Below are 18769 nucleotides of genomic sequence, written 5' to 3' on the forward strand. Positions count from 1 at the left end.
AGACGGAGAGTCTTTTGAGCAAAGAACAACTACCTGGTTTTGATATCAACGAGATATCCGAAATCCTTCCACATCGTTATCCTTTTGCCTTAGTTGACCGGGTTATTTCTTATGTACCTGGTGAGTCATTACATGCGATAAAAAACATAACCATGAATGAACCCGTGTTTACGGGCCATTTTCCTGGAAACCCGATATTTCCTGGAGTCTTGCTACTTGAAGCTATGGCGCAGGCAACAGGGTTGCTGGGTTTCAAAATGGTTGAAGATATCGAGTCAAACGAAATTTACTTGTTTGCGGGTATCGACAATGCGCGCTTTAAGCGCCAGGTTATCCCGGGGGATCGCGTCGACCTTTTCGTTGAGTTTGATAAAGAGAAACGCGGAATTTGGAAGTTTAAAGGCAGAGCTGAAGTAGACGGGCAGTTAGCAGCGAGCGCAGACTTAATGTGCGCGAGAAGGAAGGTTTAGTTTGATTCACGAAACAGCGATTATTGACCCGAGTGCCAAAATTGGCGCCAATGTCTCTATAGGTGCTTATACAGTTGTTGGCCCAGACGTTGAAATAGGCGATGACTGCTGGATAGGTCCTCATGTAGTGCTTAATGGACCTACGCGAATGGGTAAGGAAAATAAGATTTTCCAATTTTCGTCTGTGGGAGAAGGCTGCCAAGATAAGAAGTATGCTGGCGAGCCTACTGAACTGGTGATTGGTGACCGTAATGTTTTTCGCGAGTCGACGACAATTCACCGTGGTACAGTGCAAGACAAGGGTATTACCAAAATAGGTGACGACAACCTATTTATGGCTTACGTACATGTGGCGCACGACTGTGTTATTGGTAGCCAGAATATTTTCGCGAATGCGGTAACGCTAGCTGGTCATGTGCATGTGGGCGACTACGTTATTCTTGGCGGTTTTACCGGTGTTCATCAATTCTGCAAAATTGGTTCGCACTCATTTTGTGCCGTAAGCTCCGTAGTCGTACAAGATATTCCCCCGTATATTATGGCGCAGGGACACAATGCAGTGCCCCGCACGATTAACAGCGAAGGGTTAAAACGCAGAGGTTTCACTTCAGAGCAAATCAAGAACGTGAAGCGTGCGTATAAGTTGCTATACCGGAACGGTTACACGCTCGACGAAGCAGTTGCTGCAATGGAGAAAATGGCCGTAGATGAAGTACAACCCATGATTGATTTTATCGGCCAGTCCACACGCGGAATTATTCGCTAATCTTTGCTTTTATAGGTCTTCAATGAGCTCTGTATCCCCTCTTAAAGTAGGTATTGTCGCCGGAGAGAGCTCTGGCGATATTCTTGGTGCAAATCTAATGAAGTCGCTGAAAGCGATGCAGCCAGACGTTGAGTTTATCGGCGTAGGCGGACCTTTAATGGAAGAGCAAGGATTAAACAGCCTATTCCCAATGGAAACGCTTTCGGTGATGGGGCTTGTCGATGTTTTAAAGCAGCTCCCAGGGTTGTTAAAGGCAAGAAAGCAGGTTGTTACCGCGATGCTCTCGCAAAAGCCGGACGTATTTGTAGGTATTGACGCGCCAGACTTCAATTTGCCCATAGAAACCAAGTTAAAAGCCCAAGGTATCAAAACCGCGCATTATGTAAGCCCGTCTGTTTGGGCATGGCGTCCAAAACGTATTTTCAAAGTACAGAAGGCCACTCACGACGTATTTGCGATACTTCCCTTTGAGCCTGACTTTTATAGCCGTTATAACGTTCCCTGTACGTTTGTGGGGCATCCGTTGGCAGACGATATTCCGTTGCAGCCAGATAGCCAAGCGGCTAGGAAGAAGCTCGGGCTTGCGCCAGATAAAACCTATGTCGCATTATTACCCGGAAGTAGGGGCGGCGAAGCAGGTTTGCTTACGCCTGATTTTTTCGCTACCGCACATAAAATTTATGAGGCTTTTCCCGAAGTAGAATTTCTTCTCGCGTACGCCAACGATGCACGGAAAAATCAAATTGCTGGTTTACTATCCGAGCAAGACAAAGCACTTCCATTGCATGAGTTTGATGGCAACAGTAGGGATGTCATGTTGGCGGCGAACTCATGTATTCTAGCTTCAGGTACAGTAACGTTAGAAGCCATGCTACTTAAGCGCCCGATGGTGGTGTGTTATAAATTCGGCTGGCTGAACTATCAAATTCTTAGTCGCATGCTGACGTTAAAATATTTTTCTTTACCTAACTTACTCGCCGACAAATCGTTAGTGCGTGAATTAGCGCAAAACGACTGTACGCCAGACAATATTTTTCACGAAGTAAAGCGGCACTTAACGGAAGATATGACTCCCGTGCTTGACCAGTACACAGCACTTCATGAAAAAATCCGTTGTGGAGCAGGTAAACAAGCTGCTAAACGCCTGCTTGCATTGATCCACGAAACTGCGCCTACCGTATAGTTTACTTTACGTTCTAACTTCAAGAGAATACCGAATGCAGCGCTCGAAAGAATCGATTATTCCGGGCGCTCTGGGATTGGTAAACTTAAGCATCATTAAATTCATCAAAGAGTTGCGGAGTACTCGATGGGACTTTTAGTAGACGGTAAATGGCAAGACAAATGGTACGATACCGAGAAAACTGGCGGTAAGTTTGTTCGTAGTGAAGCTCAATTTAGAAATTGGGTGACCGCAGATGGCTCTGTTGGACCTACGGGTAAGGCGGGTTTTAAAGCTGAGTCTGGGCGCTACCATTTATACGTTTCTTATGCTTGTCCGTGGGCCCATCGTACGCTTATTTTTAGGGTTCTGAAAAACCTTGAAGACCATATTAGCGTTTCTGTGGTTGAGCCTAAAATGCTGGAGAACGGTTGGGAATTTGGTTCGGGTGAAATGAAAGATCCGCTCTTTGATTTTAATTTCATGCATCAGGTCTACACGAAAGCGGATCCGAACTACTCAGGTCGCGTTACCGTGCCTGTGCTTTGGGATAAACAACAAAACACTATCGTAAGCAACGAGTCTGCGGACATTATTCGTATGTTCAATAGTGCGTTTGATGAAATCACCGGTAATACAGAAGACTTTTACCCAGAGGTATTACATAACGACATAGATGCCATCAATGAGTTGGTATATGACAATATTAACAACGGTGTTTATAAATCAGGTTTTGCTACTACACCTGAAGCCTACGGTGTGGCTTTTGATGCGTTGTTTGAAGCTTTAGACAAAGTAGAGTCAATATTGGCGAAGCAGCGTTATTTAACTGGGGAAACCCTTACAGAGGCTGACTGGCGTTTGTTTACAACGCTAGTGCGGTTCGACCCCGTTTATCATGGGCACTTTAAAACTAACAAGAAGCGTATTGTTGATTATCCTCATTTGTGGAACTACGTACGCGAGCTTTATCAAGTAGACGGTGTGGCTGAAACGGTAAATATGGCGCATATCAAAACCCACTATTATGCGAGCCATACCATGATTAACCCTACGGGCATTGTGCCAAAAGGTCCTGAAATTGACTTTTTGGAACCTCACAATCGTGAAAGTTTTAGCGGAGTTTAAAGTTATGAAGTCATCTTCAGTGATTCGTCACCGCGTTAAAGGTATGCCTGCTCAAGATGGAGCAGGTGTGAAGTTAAGCCGTGTTATCAATCAACCTGCATTTCGGCACAAAGATCCGTTTTTAATGTTGGATGAATTTAAGTCGGATGATCCTAATGATTATATTGCTGGCTTTCCTCCGCACCCTCATCGCGGTTTTTGCACCTTGTCATATATGCTGGCAGGAAAAATGGCTCATGAAGACTCTACCGGCAATTCGGGGGAAATTGGCCCGGGCGGTTTGCAGTGGATGAAAGCTGCAAGAGGCATTATTCATTCGGAGATGCCTAAGCAAGAAAACGGTTTAATGTGGGGTTTTCAACTGTGGTTGAATTTGCCCGCTAGTGAAAAACTGAGCGATCCTGAATATGCCGACATTCCTGGAGACAAGGTACCAGAGGTGAAGATCGAAAACGGTCTAGTTCGCGTGTTGTCGGGGAATTTTGAAAACGAAGAGGGTCCTGTGAAAGCTCCAGGTCGTTCCTTTTTATATTTAGACTATCGAACTCAGGCAGACAGCGAAATTGAACTGCCTAATCAAGGGCAATCTACTCGACTTCTTTATGTCTACGAGGGTGGGATATTACTCGACGGTATAAATGTAGGTGCCGGGGAGTTGGTAGAGCTCGACGATGAGGCGACGGTTACGTTAAAAACAAAAGGTGAAACAGGCTTTCTATTGCTAGCGGCGCAGCCTATTGGAGAGCCAATAGCGCAATACGGACCGTTCGTTATGAACACGGAAAATGAGCTAAGACAAGCGTTTACCGATTACCAGAATGGGACTCTAGCTCAATAATCGGCTCCTAAGCCTCTATCTTGAGAGTAAAAAGCCGGTATCAAACTGGGTACTTTATACCTTGATACCGGTTACGCCTTGATAATCTGTTTTGATTTGTTTTAAACGTTTTTGGTGGGCTTCAGGTAGGGTTAACCCTTCAATCGTTCTAAAACAGCGTTTACAACCGTCGAGTAGATATTGCGAGTGTTGATCATCATCCATCATAACCTTGATCGCCGCTTGCACGTAGTTAAGAGAGGCGCCACTGTTCATTGGTGCCTGCTTTAACGCCACTTCAAAGTGTTTTAATGATTCTTTGTAATCGCCTTCGGTATAGGCTTTAATACCCAATTTATTCGCTTCCACAAATGATTTACGTTGCTCTTTGCATTTCTCGATTCGTGATTCGAGTAACTTTTTGTTGTAGTTGTCGTAAATCGCTTCATCGCTAAGTCCGTCTGCAAGTAACTCAGCGCGCTCAAACTCACCAATATCGAGTAGGGCGATAATAATGTCTGGCGCTATTTCAGGTGGAACCTCATGACCTTGCTCAAGAAAGCCTGCAACAATTCCTTTCATATTGGACTGTGCTTCACGCAACTGGCCATTAAAAGCGTTGATACGTGCAAAAACCGCACTCTCTAAAGTTTTGTAGTCAAATTTTGAGTACACCAAAAGTTCATCTGTTTTAGCTCGATGAAGTGCTAGAGAAGCTTCTTGCTGATATTTACTGACTTGTTTTGAATCTTCACCGTTTTCTGCTGCATCTAAAATACTGCGAATGTAAGTACACAAATATTTAGGGTCTCGGTGTACCGATTTTCTCGAAATTTCAACAACATGGTACATGGCTTGCTTCGCCAGCTCGAACTCTCCATTGCGCCTTGCTAAGTCTGCCATATACAGTTGGCGGTTTAATGAGAAAGGCGCCAACGTAACTGCTCTTCTAGCCGGGTCTAGGGCTTCTTCTTGTTTGTCGAGTTTGTCTAATGCTTGAGCTTTTAGGTCGTAAGCGTCTGCACCGTTAGGGTTATTCTTAATAACTTCGTCTAACAAGGGGATGGCAACTTCAAATTGCCCCTGCGCGTATTTAATTTTGGCTAAAGCAAGTACACCCCATGAGAACCTCTGCTCTGAAAGTAATGCTTTAACGGATTTCTCTGCGTCGTTTAACTTTCCTGTTTTCATATTGAGTTCGGTGGAGAGTTGTAAACAGAAGTTTTTGTAACGCCCACCGCTGTCAATGTGTTCTTTACAGGCTTGTAAGCACTCTGAATATTTTTGTCGGTAAAGTGCTTGGTATACCTTTCTAAGTGCTATGCGTTTTCTAAAAGAGCGGGTTAAACGAGAGCGCAGCACATTATTAGAAAACGGCTTCATGAGGTAGTCGTCGGGCTGTAACTCGATGGCACTAAGAACCATAGGTTTATTGTTCTCGCCACTTACGAGGATAAACACACCGTCTGGTCGAAGTAATTCGAGCACGCGAAGCTCTTCAAGTACTTGGCGACCATTTTTTCCGCGGCCAAGATTGTAGTCGACTAAAAGAACGTCGAAATGATGCTGTTTGTGTGCCGCTAAGCCCGCTTCACCAGAAGATACAGCAACGACCTGAAGCGCACCTAAATTGAGCAACATAGTTTTCAGCATGACCTGAAAGGTTTTCTGGTCATCGATAATTAAAATCTTTTTCTTTGAAAGGTCGAGTTCGTTGCTCATTCGTTATTTAAATTCCCCGTGGTGCTGCTTCAAGCATACGTGAACAAAATATTTCTGCCAATTTCGTTTTCGAGCTTAAGACCCGAAAACCTTTGCCGATATAGAGTGTGCCACATTCATTTGGAATTACCTATGGTTGAACAGACAGTTTGGATACAACGTGAGCAAGACATTGATAGCAAGCTGATTCAGTCGCTACATCAAAACCATACGGCGCAGTTTAAATTTCTGCTCGCTTCGTTAAGCCCGCACGCACCTGACTGGTTCGACGATAAACCGAAAAAAGAGCAAGATAGCTGGGTTCCTCCTTTTAGCATAGGTGTTTCACGCCCAATGTATGCTTCTCGTCGCGATCACGAAAGAGAACCTGCCAAGTTTGCCAGTAAGTCGATGCGTGACTGGTTATTGTTAGATGCGCTGGACCCTGAAGCTATGGTATTGCTAGATGAACACGACCGAGTTCCTGCCAGAATTCGTGACAATGCACCTCATTGGATAGAGGCTCGTTCGCAAGAAAGGCAGCCCCAAGAAGAGCACCCACAGGATCTTGTGGACATTCTAGATACCTTACATCAAAACAAAATTCCCCAAGACAAGTTAACTCCCGATTCGCTAACCATGTGATATAGTTCAAGCCATAAAGCTTTCTTAGTGTTGCAGACAGAAGGTAAGAGAAGGGCGGTGGCAGATTTAGAAGAATTTATTGAGCAGTTATGGTTAGTTCAAGGTGCAAGCCAACATACATTGTCGGCTTACCGTTCTGATTTACAGAAGTTTGCGAAATGGCTGCTGCAACACCATAACCTAGAGTTAGAATCTGCATCTTCTGAACATATTGAACGATTCCTAGCAGCGCAATACCAACAAGGGCAAAGCGCGCGTACGCAAGCTCGCTTTTTAAGTGCCTGCCGAAAATACTTCGGTTACCTACAAAAGTTAGAAGTACGGTCCGACGACCCTTGTGCTCATATTAAATCACCCAAACAGCCTCGAAAACTTCCTGATACGTTAACCGAGCAAGATGTTACCGACCTAATCCAAGCGCCAGAAACAAATAGCCCGTTAGGCGTGCGTGACCGCGCTATGTTGGAAGTTTTATACGCTACCGGATTACGAGTGACTGAACTGGTTGAGCTGAAGCTCAATGAAGTGAGTTTGCGCCAAGGAGTAGTTCGAGTCATTGGTAAGGGTAATAAAGAGCGCCTAGTGCCTTTGGGTGAAGAAGCGATTACATGGTTGCAGCAATACTTGCAGTATGGTCGAGTTGAACTGCAAAAGAAGTCGTGTGACGAGGTGTTTTTGTCTACTCGGGGGCAGAAAATGACCCGTCAAACCTTTTGGCACCGTATTAAACACCATGCTCAAGTTGCGGGAATAACTAGACCGCTTTCACCGCATAAATTACGCCATGCTTTTGCGACACACTTATTGAACCATGGCGCTGATTTGAGAGCTTTACAAATGTTGTTAGGCCATGCCGATATAGCTACAACACAGATTTACACCCAGGTGGCGAAAGCAAGATTGAAACAAATCCACGCTCAACATCACCCACGAGGTTGATAAGCATGGTAGTATGCAAACCCATTGCAAATATGAAGAACAAGGATATTTAACGTGAAGTATTGGCTGAGTGCATTAATAACAGCTTTCTATGTTTTCAACACACCTGTGATGTCGGCGGAGGAAATTCCTGAGGAACTTCAAAGCCGTTTTGAAAATAGCTTCGCCACCCTTGGTTTTCAAGTACAACGCATAGAACCAGCACCTGAGCTCGAAGGTTTTTGGTTAGCGTTTACCAGCCAAGGCATCTTTTATATTTCCGAGTCTGGTGAGCAACTGCTTGCAGGAAAAGTATTCGACATTACAAGCCAACCACTCGATTTAACAGAACAGTCAGTTTCGTCTGTACGACGCGAGCTGCTGGAAGAAGTAGATGGTCTGACGCTTAATTACCCAGCTCCAAGTGAGCGTTATGAGATCACCGTATTTACCGACCACACATGCCCATATTGCCGACAGTTCCATGAGCAAATGAGCGATTACAATAACTTAGGCATTTCAGTACGTTACCTTGCGTTTCCAAGAACCGGTTTAAATACCCAGTCAGCAACCGATCTTACCTCAGTGTGGTGCTCGGATAACGCAGAACAAGCGATGACTGACGCGATGAATGGTGTTGTACCAAGCCCTAAAACCTGTGACGTTTCTATGGCTGAACATGTTCGCTTGGCAAGACTAATGGGGGTGACCGGAACTCCAGCAATCGTGTTACCTAGTGGTCAACTAATGCCTGGCTTTGTGCCTCCACAGCGCTTGCTGCAAAGCTTACGTGCAAGTAACTAATCTGCGAAGGTTTCACTTCACCGATGTCTGATGCAGTTGAAATGACATTAAGGCGCAGGCAGGAACGAGATTTCTCTTCGTTACCTGAAAGCCTGCCTTTAACTCTTCGAAAAGTTCTTGCTCGCCGAGGCGTAAGTCATATTTCTGAGCTTGAATACGGGTTAAAGGGTCTGCTGCATTTTAATACCTTAAGAGACTGTGAAAAGGCAGCACAAATCATTGGCGAAGCCATTTTAGCGCAAGAAAAAATATGTATTGTCGGTGACTTTGATGCAGACGGTGCAACTAGCGTGAGTTTGTTTGTTTTAGCGCTAACCGCAATGGGCGCTCAAGATGTTTCTTTTCTAGTACCTAATAGATTCACCGACGGCTATGGTTTAACTGCACCTTTGTCGGAAATAGCCCATCAACAAAACTGCCGCTGCCTAATTACCGTAGACAATGGAATCAGTGCTATCGAGGGCGTAGCCAGAGCGAAAGAGCTGGGCTTGCGTGTAGTCGTTACCGACCACCATTTACCCGGCTCACAAATGCCAGATGCCGACGCGATTGTGAACCCGAACCACCCAGAGTGTTCGTTTGCGAGTAAAGCTATTGCAGGCGTGGGGGTTACATTTTATGTGCTTATGGCTTTGCGTACTTGGTTTAGAGAAAACCATGAAAGCCACGTTGGTGCGACGGTAAACCTTGCTCAGTGGTTAGATTTAGTCGCGGTAGGTACGGTTTCAGACGTAGTTCCACTTGATTACAACAATCGAATTCTCGTGCAGCAAGGCGTTGCTAGGATTCGCGGTGGACAATGTCAGCCGGGAGTCTCTACGCTGCTAGAAGCTGCAGGCAGAGACCCAAGTAAACTTGTTGCACAAGATCTCGGATTCACCGTTGGTCCTCGAATTAATGCCGCTGGGCGACTTGACGACATGAACTTAGGGATTAACTGTTTGTTAGCTGGTGACTATGAACAAGCCAAAGCAAGTGCATTTCGCCTGGATACGTTAAATAGAGAACGCCGCACCATTGAGCAAGATATGCGAGAGCAGGCGGAAAGTTCGGTGGCTCAGGTTTCGATGTCTGGTAATCTTCCTGCCATTATTGTGCTCTATCACGAAAACTGGCATCAAGGTGTGATTGGTATTGTGGCAGGGAGAATTAAAGAAAAGTACCACCGCCCGGTGATTGCGTTTGCGAAAGACGAAAATAATCAATTAAGGGGCTCAGCCCGGTCTATTCCAGGACTACATATTCGTGATGTGTTGGAGCGCGTTCATACTTTGGACCCAAATATAATCGTAAAATTTGGCGGGCACGCTATGGCTGCCGGCTTAACACTAGACGCGAGTAAGTTGGATGCTTTTCAGCAGTCCGTAGAGCAAGTAGTAGAGCAGTGGGCTGACGAAGACATGCTGACGCCTGTGGTTTGGTCAGATGGAGAGTTACAGCCTGAAGAAATATCATTGGACTTCATTCATCAATTGGAAAACGTTGGACCGTGGGGACAAAAGTTCGAGGCCCCGGTGTTTGACAATCAATTTGAGGTAAAGCGTCACGCCTGGCTGAAGGAAAAGCACCTGAAGCTGTGGCTTAAAGACCCACGAAGCGGGCAAGAGGTGGAAGCAATCGCCTTTTTCGCTGCAGACGCGAAATGGAGTTTTGAACCCTGCCAAAAAGTGACGTTAGCTTACCGCTTGCAAGCTAATGAGTTTAGAGGTGTGGTTACCCCTCAACTCGTCGTCGAATATTTGTGGTGCAACCCGTCCTAATTGGCTCTTAGCTCTGTTGTTTTACCCTCAAATTCGCTAAACTAGCGCCCCATTTTAATCGCTTAACGTTGCTTGTTAGAAATCGTAAGGGACTCTGGACTATGTTAGAAACAAATGCCGTGATGAATGATATTGCTGATCTTAGGCAGCGCTCTGAGCAGCTTAGGGGGTATCTTTGACTTAACGGTCAAAGAAGAACGGCTAGAAGAAGTTGAGCGAGAGTTAGAAGATCCAGAAGTCTGGAATCAGCCTGAGAAGGCGCAAGCTTTAGGTAAAGAGCGTTCACAGCTCGAAGAACTGGTGAAAGGCTTTAAACAGTTAACACAAGGTTTAGACGACTCTGAAGCGTTTGTTGAGTTGGCGATAGAAGCTGACGACCAAGATACGTTAGACGACGCTGTTGCTGAAATTGGCAAATGGCGTGAAGTGCTAGAGGGCTTTGAGTTTAGACGCATGTTCTCTGGTCAGAACGACGTGAGCGATTGCTACGTAGATTTACAAGCAGGCTCGGGTGGTACAGAAGCCCAAGACTGGACTAACATGCTGCTGCGTATGTATTTACGTTGGGCTGAAGCTCATGGCATGAAAGCAGAAATTATTGAATTGTCGGAAGGTGAAGTAGCGGGCTTGAAGTCGGCAACTGTTCGCGTACAGGGCGAATATGCGTTCGGTTGGTTACGCACAGAGACAGGTGTACATAGACTGGTGCGTAAATCTCCGTTCGACTCTGGTAATCGTCGGCATACGTCTTTCGCGTCGGTGTTTGTTTATCCAGAAATAGACGACGACATTGAAATTGAAATTAACCCAGCCGATTTGCGCATAGATACCTATCGTGCGTCTGGTGCGGGTGGTCAGCACGTTAACCGTACTGACTCGGCAGTGCGAATCACGCACGAGCCTTCGGGAATTGTGGTGCAGTGTCAGAACGACCGTTCGCAGCACAAGAACAAAGACCAAGCCATGAAGCAGCTAAAAGCCAAGCTTTATGAGATGGAAATGAAAAAGCAGGAAGAAGCGAAGCAGGCACTAGAAGATACCAAGTCGGATATCGGCTGGGGCAGTCAAATTCGCTCTTATGTGCTCGACGACGCGCGTATTAAAGACTTACGCACCGGCGTAGAGAATAGAAATACCCAAGCGGTTCTAGACGGTGATTTAGACCCATTTATTGAAGCAAGTTTGAAGTCGGGTTTGTAAGCCCACGTTAAGACACTTTGAAGTTAATGTTGAATATGAGGAAACAACATGAGTGAACAATCGCAGCAGCCAGAAGTAGATTTAAATCAGCAATTGCGTGAGCGCAAAGACAAGCTGAAGGCGTTGCGAAAACAAGGTGTCGCATTCCCGAATGACTTTCGCCGTGACAGCTTAGCCGCCGATTTACATGCCGCGCATGACGAAAAAGAAGGAGAACCTTTGAAAGCTGAAGGTATTCGCGTTCAGGTGGCTGGTCGCATGATGCTTCGTCGTATTATGGGTAAAGCTAGCTTTGCCACTATTCAAGACATGAGCGGTCAAATTCAGCTTTATGTGGCGCGTGATAATTTGCCTGAAGGCATTTATAACGACGGTTTTAAAAAATGGGACTTGGGCGACATTGTAGGCGCTTCAGGAACTCTATTTAAAACTCGTACGGGTGAACTGACTATTGAAGTTGACGACATTCGCTTGTTAACGAAAGCATTGCGTCCATTACCTGATAAGTTCCACGGGCTATCTGACCAAGAAACCCGTTACCGCCAGCGTTACTTAGACTTAATCGTGAACCAGAAGTCGCGTGAAACGTTTAAAATGCGTAGCCAAGCAATTAATTACATTCGCAGCTTCCTTATCGAAAAAGAATTCTTGGAAGTTGAAACGCCAATGATGCAAGTAATTCCTGGTGGTGCGAGTGCGCGTCCGTTTGTAACTCATCACAATGCCTTAGACATGGATTTATACTTGCGTATAGCGCCTGAGTTATACCTTAAGCGTTTGGTTGTGGGTGGCTTCGAGAAGGTTTTCGAAATTAACCGTAACTTCCGTAATGAAGGCTTGTCGACACGCCATAACCCAGAATTCACTATGTTGGAGTTCTACTGGGGTTACGCAGACTACCAAGATCTTATGGATTTAACTGAAGCCATGATCCGTGGTTTAGCAGATGAATTGCTAGGTACTACAGACGTTGAATATCAGGGTGAAACATTCCACTTTGGTCAGCCTTTTGCGCGTTTAACAGTGCTTGAAGCTATTCTGAAGTATAACGACGACGTTACGATTGAACAGCTGAACGATATTGAGCAAGCGAAAGCTTTGGCGGAAAAATTAGGTATCCAAGTACAAAAGTCTTGGGGCTTAGGTAAAATTCAAATTGAGATTTTTGAAGAAACTGCAGAGCACCGCTTGATGGAGCCTACATTTATTACTGCGTACCCGGCAGAAGTTTCGCCACTAGCGCGCAGAAATGATGAAGACCCATTCGTTACTGATCGTTTCGAGTTTTTCGTGGGCGGCCGTGAAATAGCTAACGGTTTCTCAGAGCTTAACGACGCCGAAGATCAGGCTGAACGTTTCCAAGAGCAGGTTGCACAGAAAGAAGCAGGCGACTCAGAAGCCATGTTCTATGACGCAGACTACGTGACTGCGCTTGAGCATGGTATGCCGCCAACTGCCGGTGAAGGTATTGGTATCGACCGCTTAATTATGTTGTTTACCGACTCGCCGTCTATTCGTGACGTGTTGTTGTTCCCTCACATGCGCCCGCGCTCAGAGTAATTACGGCTTTTTGAAGCTTAATGGAGGCTCAGGACTCATCAGACGTTCTGGGCCTTTTCCATATTTAGGATAGTCTTTCACTGTACCGAAAATGCTGTCGCCTTCATTCCAGCGATTTGCTGCGTCGTACAAATCTTCATTGCTAGTGGCAACGAAGTTCCAGAACATTCGCAAGTTTTCAGGATAGGGTGTACCTCCCAGCACTAACACATGCCCAGCTCCTGCAATCTCTAACTTATCTGTATTTGTAGCTAAATAAACACCGTTATGGGCTGCTGTAGCAACGCCATTTATAAGAATGTTGTCGTTTTTCGATGCAACTACATACACCAAGTACTCAAACTCTGTTTCAAGTTGAATAGTGCCTTTCGCGTCCTGCTCTTCGCTTTTTAAGTCAAAAGCTACGCAGGGCGACTTTACTTCAACGGGCACTTCTAGCTTTTCTAATGCTCCTAAAATAACAAGTCCTTGGTACGAACCTACTTCTACTTTTGGCAGTTCGCTTACATGAACAAAATCAGGTGCTGTATTCATTTGCTCCGGTGGCAGTGCAAGCCAGAGTTGAACCCCATGCAATTCCATTTTTTTTGCATCTTCTTCGGGGATAACCTCGGCGTGGCTAATACCTTTGCCTGCAGTCATTAAATTGCATTGTCCGGGCTTCAGCCACTGCTTGGATCCTAAGCTGTCCAAGTGAAGAATTTGTCCTTGCCACAAATAGCTAAGAGTCTGTAACCCGATATGGGGGTGGGGTGCTACGTCGAACGTTAAATGAGTGCTAGGGGGAGTAGGACCGAAATGGTCAACAAAACAAAAGGGGCCTACAGTTCTGCGCTGCTTTTGTGGAATAATACGAAAAACTTCTATTTCATCAGTAAGTTGTTGTGACTTAGAAGACAATGATTGTGTACTCGCTGGAACATTGGAATTCGACATGCAATCGCCTTTATTTAACGGTCATCAGACCAAGGTCGGGTTTGGTTTCATGTTAATCTCTGTCATGCTGCTAGTTAAGTTTAGCTTCGGAATGAATTATGAATCAAATACAACGCGCTATCGCATTAGTTACCGCTCCCTTAGGGCTGATTTTTTTATTGTCTGAGCAGCAAGATTTGTGGCGGTTTATCGTTTCCACAGAGCTCAACTGGCATAAGGCTTTTATGCCAGCTGCATGGGGTATTATCCTAGGTGCTGTGCTGGGATTAATGAAAGTAGATGTGGTGCAAAAGTTTGCGACATGGATGACATGGATTTCGACAGCACTAATGACCTTTGGCGCAGTGGGCTGTGTTGTTATTTATTTTGAACACCGGGAATGGGTATTCGCTTGGCCAACCATGTGGTTATTTAGTTTCGGGCTGGGGCTATATTTACTCATGGTGATGCAGCTTAAATTTTCACAGAAATCGAAAGAGGGTAAATAGGAGCATGACGCAAAAACAACCACTGTTGTTAAATGCTGATTTAGGAGAAAGCTTCGGGGCGTGGAAGATGGGCATGGACAAAGATATTATGCCCTTTATCGATTGCGCCAATATTGCTACAGGCTTTCATGCTTCCGACCCTGTAACTATGCGTGAAACGGTTCGTCTGGCGCATACCCACCAAGTAAAGATAGGTGCGCATCCGGCTTACCCAGATAAAGAAGGTTTTGGACGCCGTTCTTTGGCGATGTCTAGCCATGAAATTTCCGCAGCTGTGCTTTATCAGATAGGTGCCTTACATGCTATATGCGTAGCTGAAGGCGCGCAGCTGGCATACGTGAAGCCACATGGCGCGCTTTATAACGACATGATGCAAAACGACACAATTTTTGAGGCGGTATTAGAAGCAGTTGCTAAGTTTAATACTGACTTGCCTTTGGTGGTGTTGGCACTTGGCGACCTGAGTAGACACCAAGAAAAAGCGACTCAGTATGGTATTACTTTATGGCCAGAAGCGTTTGCAGACAGAGCTTATGATGCGAAAGGCTTTCTAGTGTCGCGGTCCGAGCCAGATAGTGTGTTCCATGAAAGAGCGTGTATTCTTGCGCAAGCAGAAATGATTGCAGAACACGGTGCCGTGCGTTCTCTTTGTGGCGAGCGCATAGAAATTCCAGCGGTAACGCTATGTGTGCATGGCGATAACCCAGAAGCGGTGAAAACTACCGAAGCTATTCGAACATTACTTCATCAACACCATTTAGACGGTTAGGAAGCGTTGTGAAAAACCTAAAGCTTACATTTCAAGTAGCCGGCGTTGACGCAGTGCTCGTGCGCTGTGGTGAGGTAGAATCGTTAGAGCTTACTCAACACTTAGTGCAATTGCGCCACGCTATTTTGAATGAATTAGAAAGTGTGGTGAAAGAGGTTGTTCCTGCCTACACCACACTGTTGGTGTATTACGAACCTCGGCTTATTCGCTTATATGACCTAGAGCTTGCGGTAGAACAAATTGTTGCGTCAACAACATTTAAAGATACTGCGCATAACGGCAAAACCATAGAAGTGCCTGTGTGTTATGGCGGGCAATATGGACCAGACTTAGAGCGCGTTGCAAAACAGGCAAAGCTAACTCCAGAAGAAGTGATTAGCCGCCACGCGGACTGTAACTATACCGTTTCAGCTTTAGGGTTCGCCCCCGGTTTTGCTTATCTATCTGGGTTGCCAAAAGAACTAGAAACACCGCGCTTGGCTTCTCCGCGCAAAAAAGTGGTGGCTGGAAGTTTGGGGATTGCGGGCATACAAACAGCTGTTTACCCGGTCGCCGGACCCGGTGGTTGGAACATTATTGGTAGAGCGCACCAATCTTGGTTTGACCTTGAGAGTGATCCAATGACGCCCGTTGAAGCTGGTGACACCGTAAAGTTTTATGCGGTTTCAGAGCAAGACTTTAAAGCGCTTGAGCTAGGGGGGCAGTCATGAATACAGGAATGCTCGTAATTAAACCTGGTATTCACGCGACCACCCAAGACTTGGGCAGAAATGGCTACCAGCATTTAGGTGTAACGCCGGGTGGTGCAGCCGACGGATTATCCGCGAATTGGGCGAACAGACTACTAGAGAACGATCCTACTGCCGCCGTATTAGAAATTACCGCTGGTGGTTTGGAGCTTGAAGTACAGACACAAACCATGGTGGCGGTCACCGGTGGTGACTTGAACCTTACATTGAACGGGCATCCCCAAATACCTTGGCGTAGCTTCTGGGTAAGGCAGGGTGATCGATTGAAGTTTGGGTATCCACGCCATGGTTTTAGGGCTTATTTAGCCGTTTCTGGCGGTTTTCAAGTAAATACAGTGCTAGGAAGCTGTGCCACAGTACTTCGAGACGGAATGGGAGGCATTCATGGCGACGGTGAACGTTTGCAGCATCATGATTTCTTGCCCTGTATCCACCTACAAAAGGAACGTGTTGCAAGGCAAATACCCGAGCGCTATTTACCAGACTTTAATGAAGACTTAACCGTGCACGTTATCCCGGGTTACCAGCAGCAGCTGTTTGCTAAAGAGTCTTGGCAAACCTTTTGGGACTCTGAATATGAAATAACTCCGGATAGCGACAGCATGGGAGCTCGCCTTAAGGGCAAAGCGGTTAAACCGCCAGAAATGAACCTGCTTTCAGAAGCTGTATGCTATGGTGCTATTCAAGTTCCGGGTGACGGACAGCCTATTATTTTGCTGCAGCAACGGCAAACCCTTGGAGGGTATCCTAAGCTAGGTTCTATATTACCGCTGTCGGGCTTCGAGCTAGCGCAAAGAGCGCCGGGGAGTGTCATTCGGTTTAGACCTATTGGTTTAACTGAGGCGCAACAACAAATGCGGCGATACTTACGGTTTTTCGGCTTGTAAGCAGCGCCATTTATTGCGATCATATTGGGCTATTTTGGCAAGTACAGCAGTTTAAGTGGAGAACCTTTGAATGGCCGAGAACGCCACACGTCCAACTAATTTTATTAGAAAAATCATTGACCAGGACCTAGAAACGGGCAAACACCGAGAAATTCATACTCGCTTTCCGCCTGAGCCGAATGGCTATCTTCATATTGGTCATGCAAAATCTATCGTTCTCAACTTTGGTATCGCAGAAGATTACAAAGGTTCATGTAACCTAAGATTCGACGACACCAATCCGCTAAAAGAAAGCCAAGAATATGTAAGCGCGATTAAAGACGATGTTCGTTGGTTAGGGTACGAATGGAATGGCGAAGAGCGTTATTCTTCAAACTATTTTGATGCGTTGCACGGTTTTGCCGTGGAGCTTATTGAAAAAGGTTTAGCGTATGTCGATTTCTCTAATCAAGACGAAATTAGAGAAATGCGCGGTACGTTGAAAACTCCAGGCACAAATAGCCCATATCGCGACACCTCAGTAGAAGAGAACTTAGCCGCGTTCACTCGTATGACAGCGGGTGAATATAAAGAAGGCGAGTGTTCTTTACGTGCAAAAATAGATATGGCTTCACCTTTTATGGTGATGCGCGACCCAATTATTTATCGTATTCGCCACGTTCACCATCACCAAACAGGTGACAAATGGTGTGTTTACCCCATGTACGACTTCACGCACTGTATTTCGGATGCGCTAGAAGGTATTACCCACTCGTTATGTACATTGGAATTCCAAGATAATCGCCGTTTGTATGACTGGGTTCTCGACAACATTTCAATTGCTTGCCATCCACAGCAAATCGAGTTTTCTCGACTGAATCTTGAGTACACGGTAATGAGTAAGCGTAAGCTGAACTCGTTAGTTACAGAAGGTCATGTGGAAGGTTGGGATGACCCAAGAATGCCAACCATTGCAGGCCTAAGAAGACGTGGTTATACGCCAGCTTCAATTCGCGAATTTGCGCACCGAATTGGTGTTACGAAAATGGACAACCGCGTAGAGATGGGTGTTCTAGAGTCGTGTATTCGTGATGATTTGAACCAGAATGCAGCTCGCGCTATGGCTGTCCTAGACCCAGTTAAAGTGGTGATTGAAAACTACGATGAAGGTGAAACTGAGTGGCTAGACGCACCTAACCATCCTAATGACGAGTCTATGGGATCGCGCAAAGTTCCTTTCTCGCGTACGTTGTATATTGAACAGGAAGACTTCCGTGAGTCGGCGAATAAGAAATTTAAGCGCCTCGTGCTAGGTAAAGAAGTTCGCTTGCGTAATGCTTACGTTATTAAGGCTGAGCGTGTTGAAACAGACGACGAAGGCAACGTAACCACGATTTACTGCACGTACGACCCGGAAACATTGGGTAAAGATCCGGCAGACGGACGTAAGGTGAAAGGCGTTATTCATTGGCTTTCGCAAGAGCACGCTGTGCCTGCTGAGGTTCGTTTGTATGACAGACTGTTTCAGGTACCCGATCCGGCAGCGGAAGACGACTTTAACGAGAGCTTAAATCCCGAGTCGTTGGTGGTGGTAAATGGTTTTGTTGAACCTTCAATGAAAGAAGCTCAAGCAGGTATTGGCTATCAGTTCGAGCGTGTTGGTTATTTTTGCAAAGACAAGTCGTCTACTGATGAACACGTTGTGTTTAACCGTACCGTGGGCTTGCGAGACAGCTGGGCAAAAATAGAAGGCCAAAGCTAGTTTAAATAATATTCCTATCGTTCAAGGAAAAGCCAGAAAGCAGTGTTTTCTGGCTTTTTTTATGGCTCGGAATTCCCTTCTCTAAGTTAGCAGTGAATGTAACAACCCCACGAATATTCACTCTAAGAGTGCATATAAATATACTCATCCATTATTAACGCAACAATTATTTAACCTTCAGTGGTTAAAAATTATGCTAAAGTTCTGCCTGTTGTAACTCGGGATGTTAATAAAAAACGAACACAAAAATATAACGCAATACGTTGGG

At 45.6% G+C, this 18769-nt stretch carries 18 protein-coding genes; 16 read left to right on the forward strand and 2 right to left on the reverse strand.

Annotated elements, in window-relative coordinates:
• The first annotated feature begins 14 nt into the window (after positions 1–14).
• The 5 genes from fabZ (at position 15) to DQX04_RS01055 (ending at position 4364) form a co-directional block, all read left to right on the forward strand.
• Positions 15–470: a 3-hydroxyacyl-ACP dehydratase FabZ gene (gene fabZ / locus DQX04_RS01035; protein ID WP_111913945.1), complete on the forward strand. Its 456-nt coding sequence runs from the start codon at positions 15–17 to the stop codon at positions 468–470.
• A 1-nt stretch (position 471) separates the two neighbouring features.
• Complete coding sequence (gene lpxA, locus DQX04_RS01040; RefSeq protein ID WP_111913946.1) at positions 472–1236, forward strand: acyl-ACP--UDP-N-acetylglucosamine O-acyltransferase; 765 nt, start codon at positions 472–474, stop codon at positions 1234–1236.
• Positions 1237–1258: 22 nt separating this feature from the next.
• A complete protein-coding gene (lpxB, locus tag DQX04_RS01045) occupies positions 1259–2419 on the forward strand; it encodes a lipid-A-disaccharide synthase (RefSeq protein WP_111913947.1) in 1161 nt (386 codons plus the stop codon).
• Between the two features lie 126 nt (positions 2420–2545).
• Entirely contained in the window at positions 2546–3526 is a 981-nt protein-coding gene (locus tag DQX04_RS01050) for a glutathione S-transferase family protein (protein ID WP_111913948.1), read from the forward strand.
• A 4-nt stretch (positions 3527–3530) separates the two neighbouring features.
• Positions 3531–4364, forward strand: a complete 834-nt coding sequence (locus DQX04_RS01055; RefSeq protein ID WP_111914822.1) for a pirin family protein — start codon at positions 3531–3533, stop codon at positions 4362–4364.
• Between the two features lie 54 nt (positions 4365–4418).
• Here DQX04_RS01055 and DQX04_RS01060 read toward each other — a convergent pair whose 3' ends face one another.
• Complete coding sequence (locus tag DQX04_RS01060; RefSeq protein WP_111913949.1) at positions 4419–6065, reverse strand: response regulator; 1647 nt, start codon at positions 6063–6065, stop codon at positions 4419–4421.
• Between the two features lie 132 nt (positions 6066–6197).
• Here DQX04_RS01060 and DQX04_RS01065 point away from each other — a divergent pair, with 132 nt between their 5' ends.
• The 6 genes from DQX04_RS01065 to lysS all read left to right on the forward strand — a co-directional run bounded on the left by DQX04_RS01065 (position 6198) and on the right by lysS (position 12931).
• The gene (locus DQX04_RS01065) at positions 6198–6689 is read left to right on the forward strand and encodes a VC2046/SO_2500 family protein (protein ID WP_111913950.1); all 492 of its coding nucleotides are present in this window, start codon (positions 6198–6200) and stop codon (positions 6687–6689) included.
• A gap of 57 nt (positions 6690–6746) precedes the next feature.
• Positions 6747–7628, forward strand: a complete 882-nt coding sequence (xerD, locus tag DQX04_RS01070; protein ID WP_111913951.1) for a site-specific tyrosine recombinase XerD — start codon at positions 6747–6749, stop codon at positions 7626–7628.
• Positions 7629–7682: 54 nt separating this feature from the next.
• Positions 7683–8411, forward strand: a complete 729-nt coding sequence (locus tag DQX04_RS01075; protein ID WP_111913952.1) for a thioredoxin fold domain-containing protein — start codon at positions 7683–7685, stop codon at positions 8409–8411.
• A 23-nt stretch (positions 8412–8434) separates the two neighbouring features.
• Positions 8435–10171, forward strand: a complete 1737-nt coding sequence (gene recJ / locus DQX04_RS01080) for a single-stranded-DNA-specific exonuclease RecJ (protein WP_111913953.1) — start codon at positions 8435–8437, stop codon at positions 10169–10171.
• Positions 10172–10272: 101 nt separating this feature from the next.
• A protein-coding gene (gene prfB, locus DQX04_RS01085) for a peptide chain release factor 2 (protein WP_111913954.1) occupies positions 10273–11371 on the forward strand; the annotation gives its coding sequence in 2 pieces (ribosomal slippage) (positions 10273–10347 and positions 10349–11371; 1098 coding nt in all).
• Positions 11372–11419: 48 nt separating this feature from the next.
• Positions 11420–12931 (forward strand): lysine--tRNA ligase, encoded by a 1512-nt coding sequence (gene lysS, locus DQX04_RS01090; protein ID WP_111913955.1) that lies wholly within the window; start codon positions 11420–11422, stop codon positions 12929–12931.
• On the opposite strand, the gene DQX04_RS01095 is transcribed toward lysS, so the two are convergent.
• Positions 12932–13867: a pirin family protein gene (locus DQX04_RS01095; RefSeq protein WP_111913956.1), complete on the reverse strand. Its 936-nt coding sequence runs from the start codon at positions 13865–13867 to the stop codon at positions 12932–12934.
• A 98-nt stretch (positions 13868–13965) separates the two neighbouring features.
• On the opposite strand from DQX04_RS01095, the gene DQX04_RS01100 reads away from it, so the two are divergent.
• The 5 genes from DQX04_RS01100 (at position 13966) to glnS (ending at position 18501) form a co-directional block, all read left to right on the forward strand.
• A complete protein-coding gene (locus DQX04_RS01100; RefSeq protein ID WP_111913957.1) occupies positions 13966–14355 on the forward strand; it encodes a hypothetical protein in 390 nt (129 codons plus the stop codon).
• A gap of 4 nt (positions 14356–14359) precedes the next feature.
• On the forward strand, positions 14360–15124 hold the full coding sequence (locus DQX04_RS01105; RefSeq protein WP_111913958.1) for a 5-oxoprolinase subunit PxpA: 765 nt from the start codon (positions 14360–14362) through the stop codon (positions 15122–15124).
• 8 nt (positions 15125–15132) lie between these two features.
• Entirely contained in the window at positions 15133–15834 is a 702-nt protein-coding gene (pxpB, locus tag DQX04_RS01110; RefSeq protein WP_165831909.1) for a 5-oxoprolinase subunit PxpB, read from the forward strand.
• Entirely contained in the window at positions 15831–16760 is a 930-nt protein-coding gene (locus DQX04_RS01115) for a biotin-dependent carboxyltransferase family protein (RefSeq protein ID WP_111913960.1), read from the forward strand. The genes pxpB and DQX04_RS01115 overlap by 4 nt, the downstream gene beginning before the upstream one ends.
• A gap of 70 nt (positions 16761–16830) precedes the next feature.
• Positions 16831–18501, forward strand: coding sequence for a glutamine--tRNA ligase (gene glnS, locus DQX04_RS01120; RefSeq protein ID WP_111913961.1), 1671 nt, complete (start codon positions 16831–16833; stop codon positions 18499–18501).
• Positions 18502–18769: the final 268 nt, after the last annotated feature.

It is taken from the genome of Aliidiomarina sp. B3213 (assembly GCF_003290085.1).
GTDB lineage: Bacteria > Pseudomonadota > Gammaproteobacteria > Enterobacterales > Alteromonadaceae > Aliidiomarina.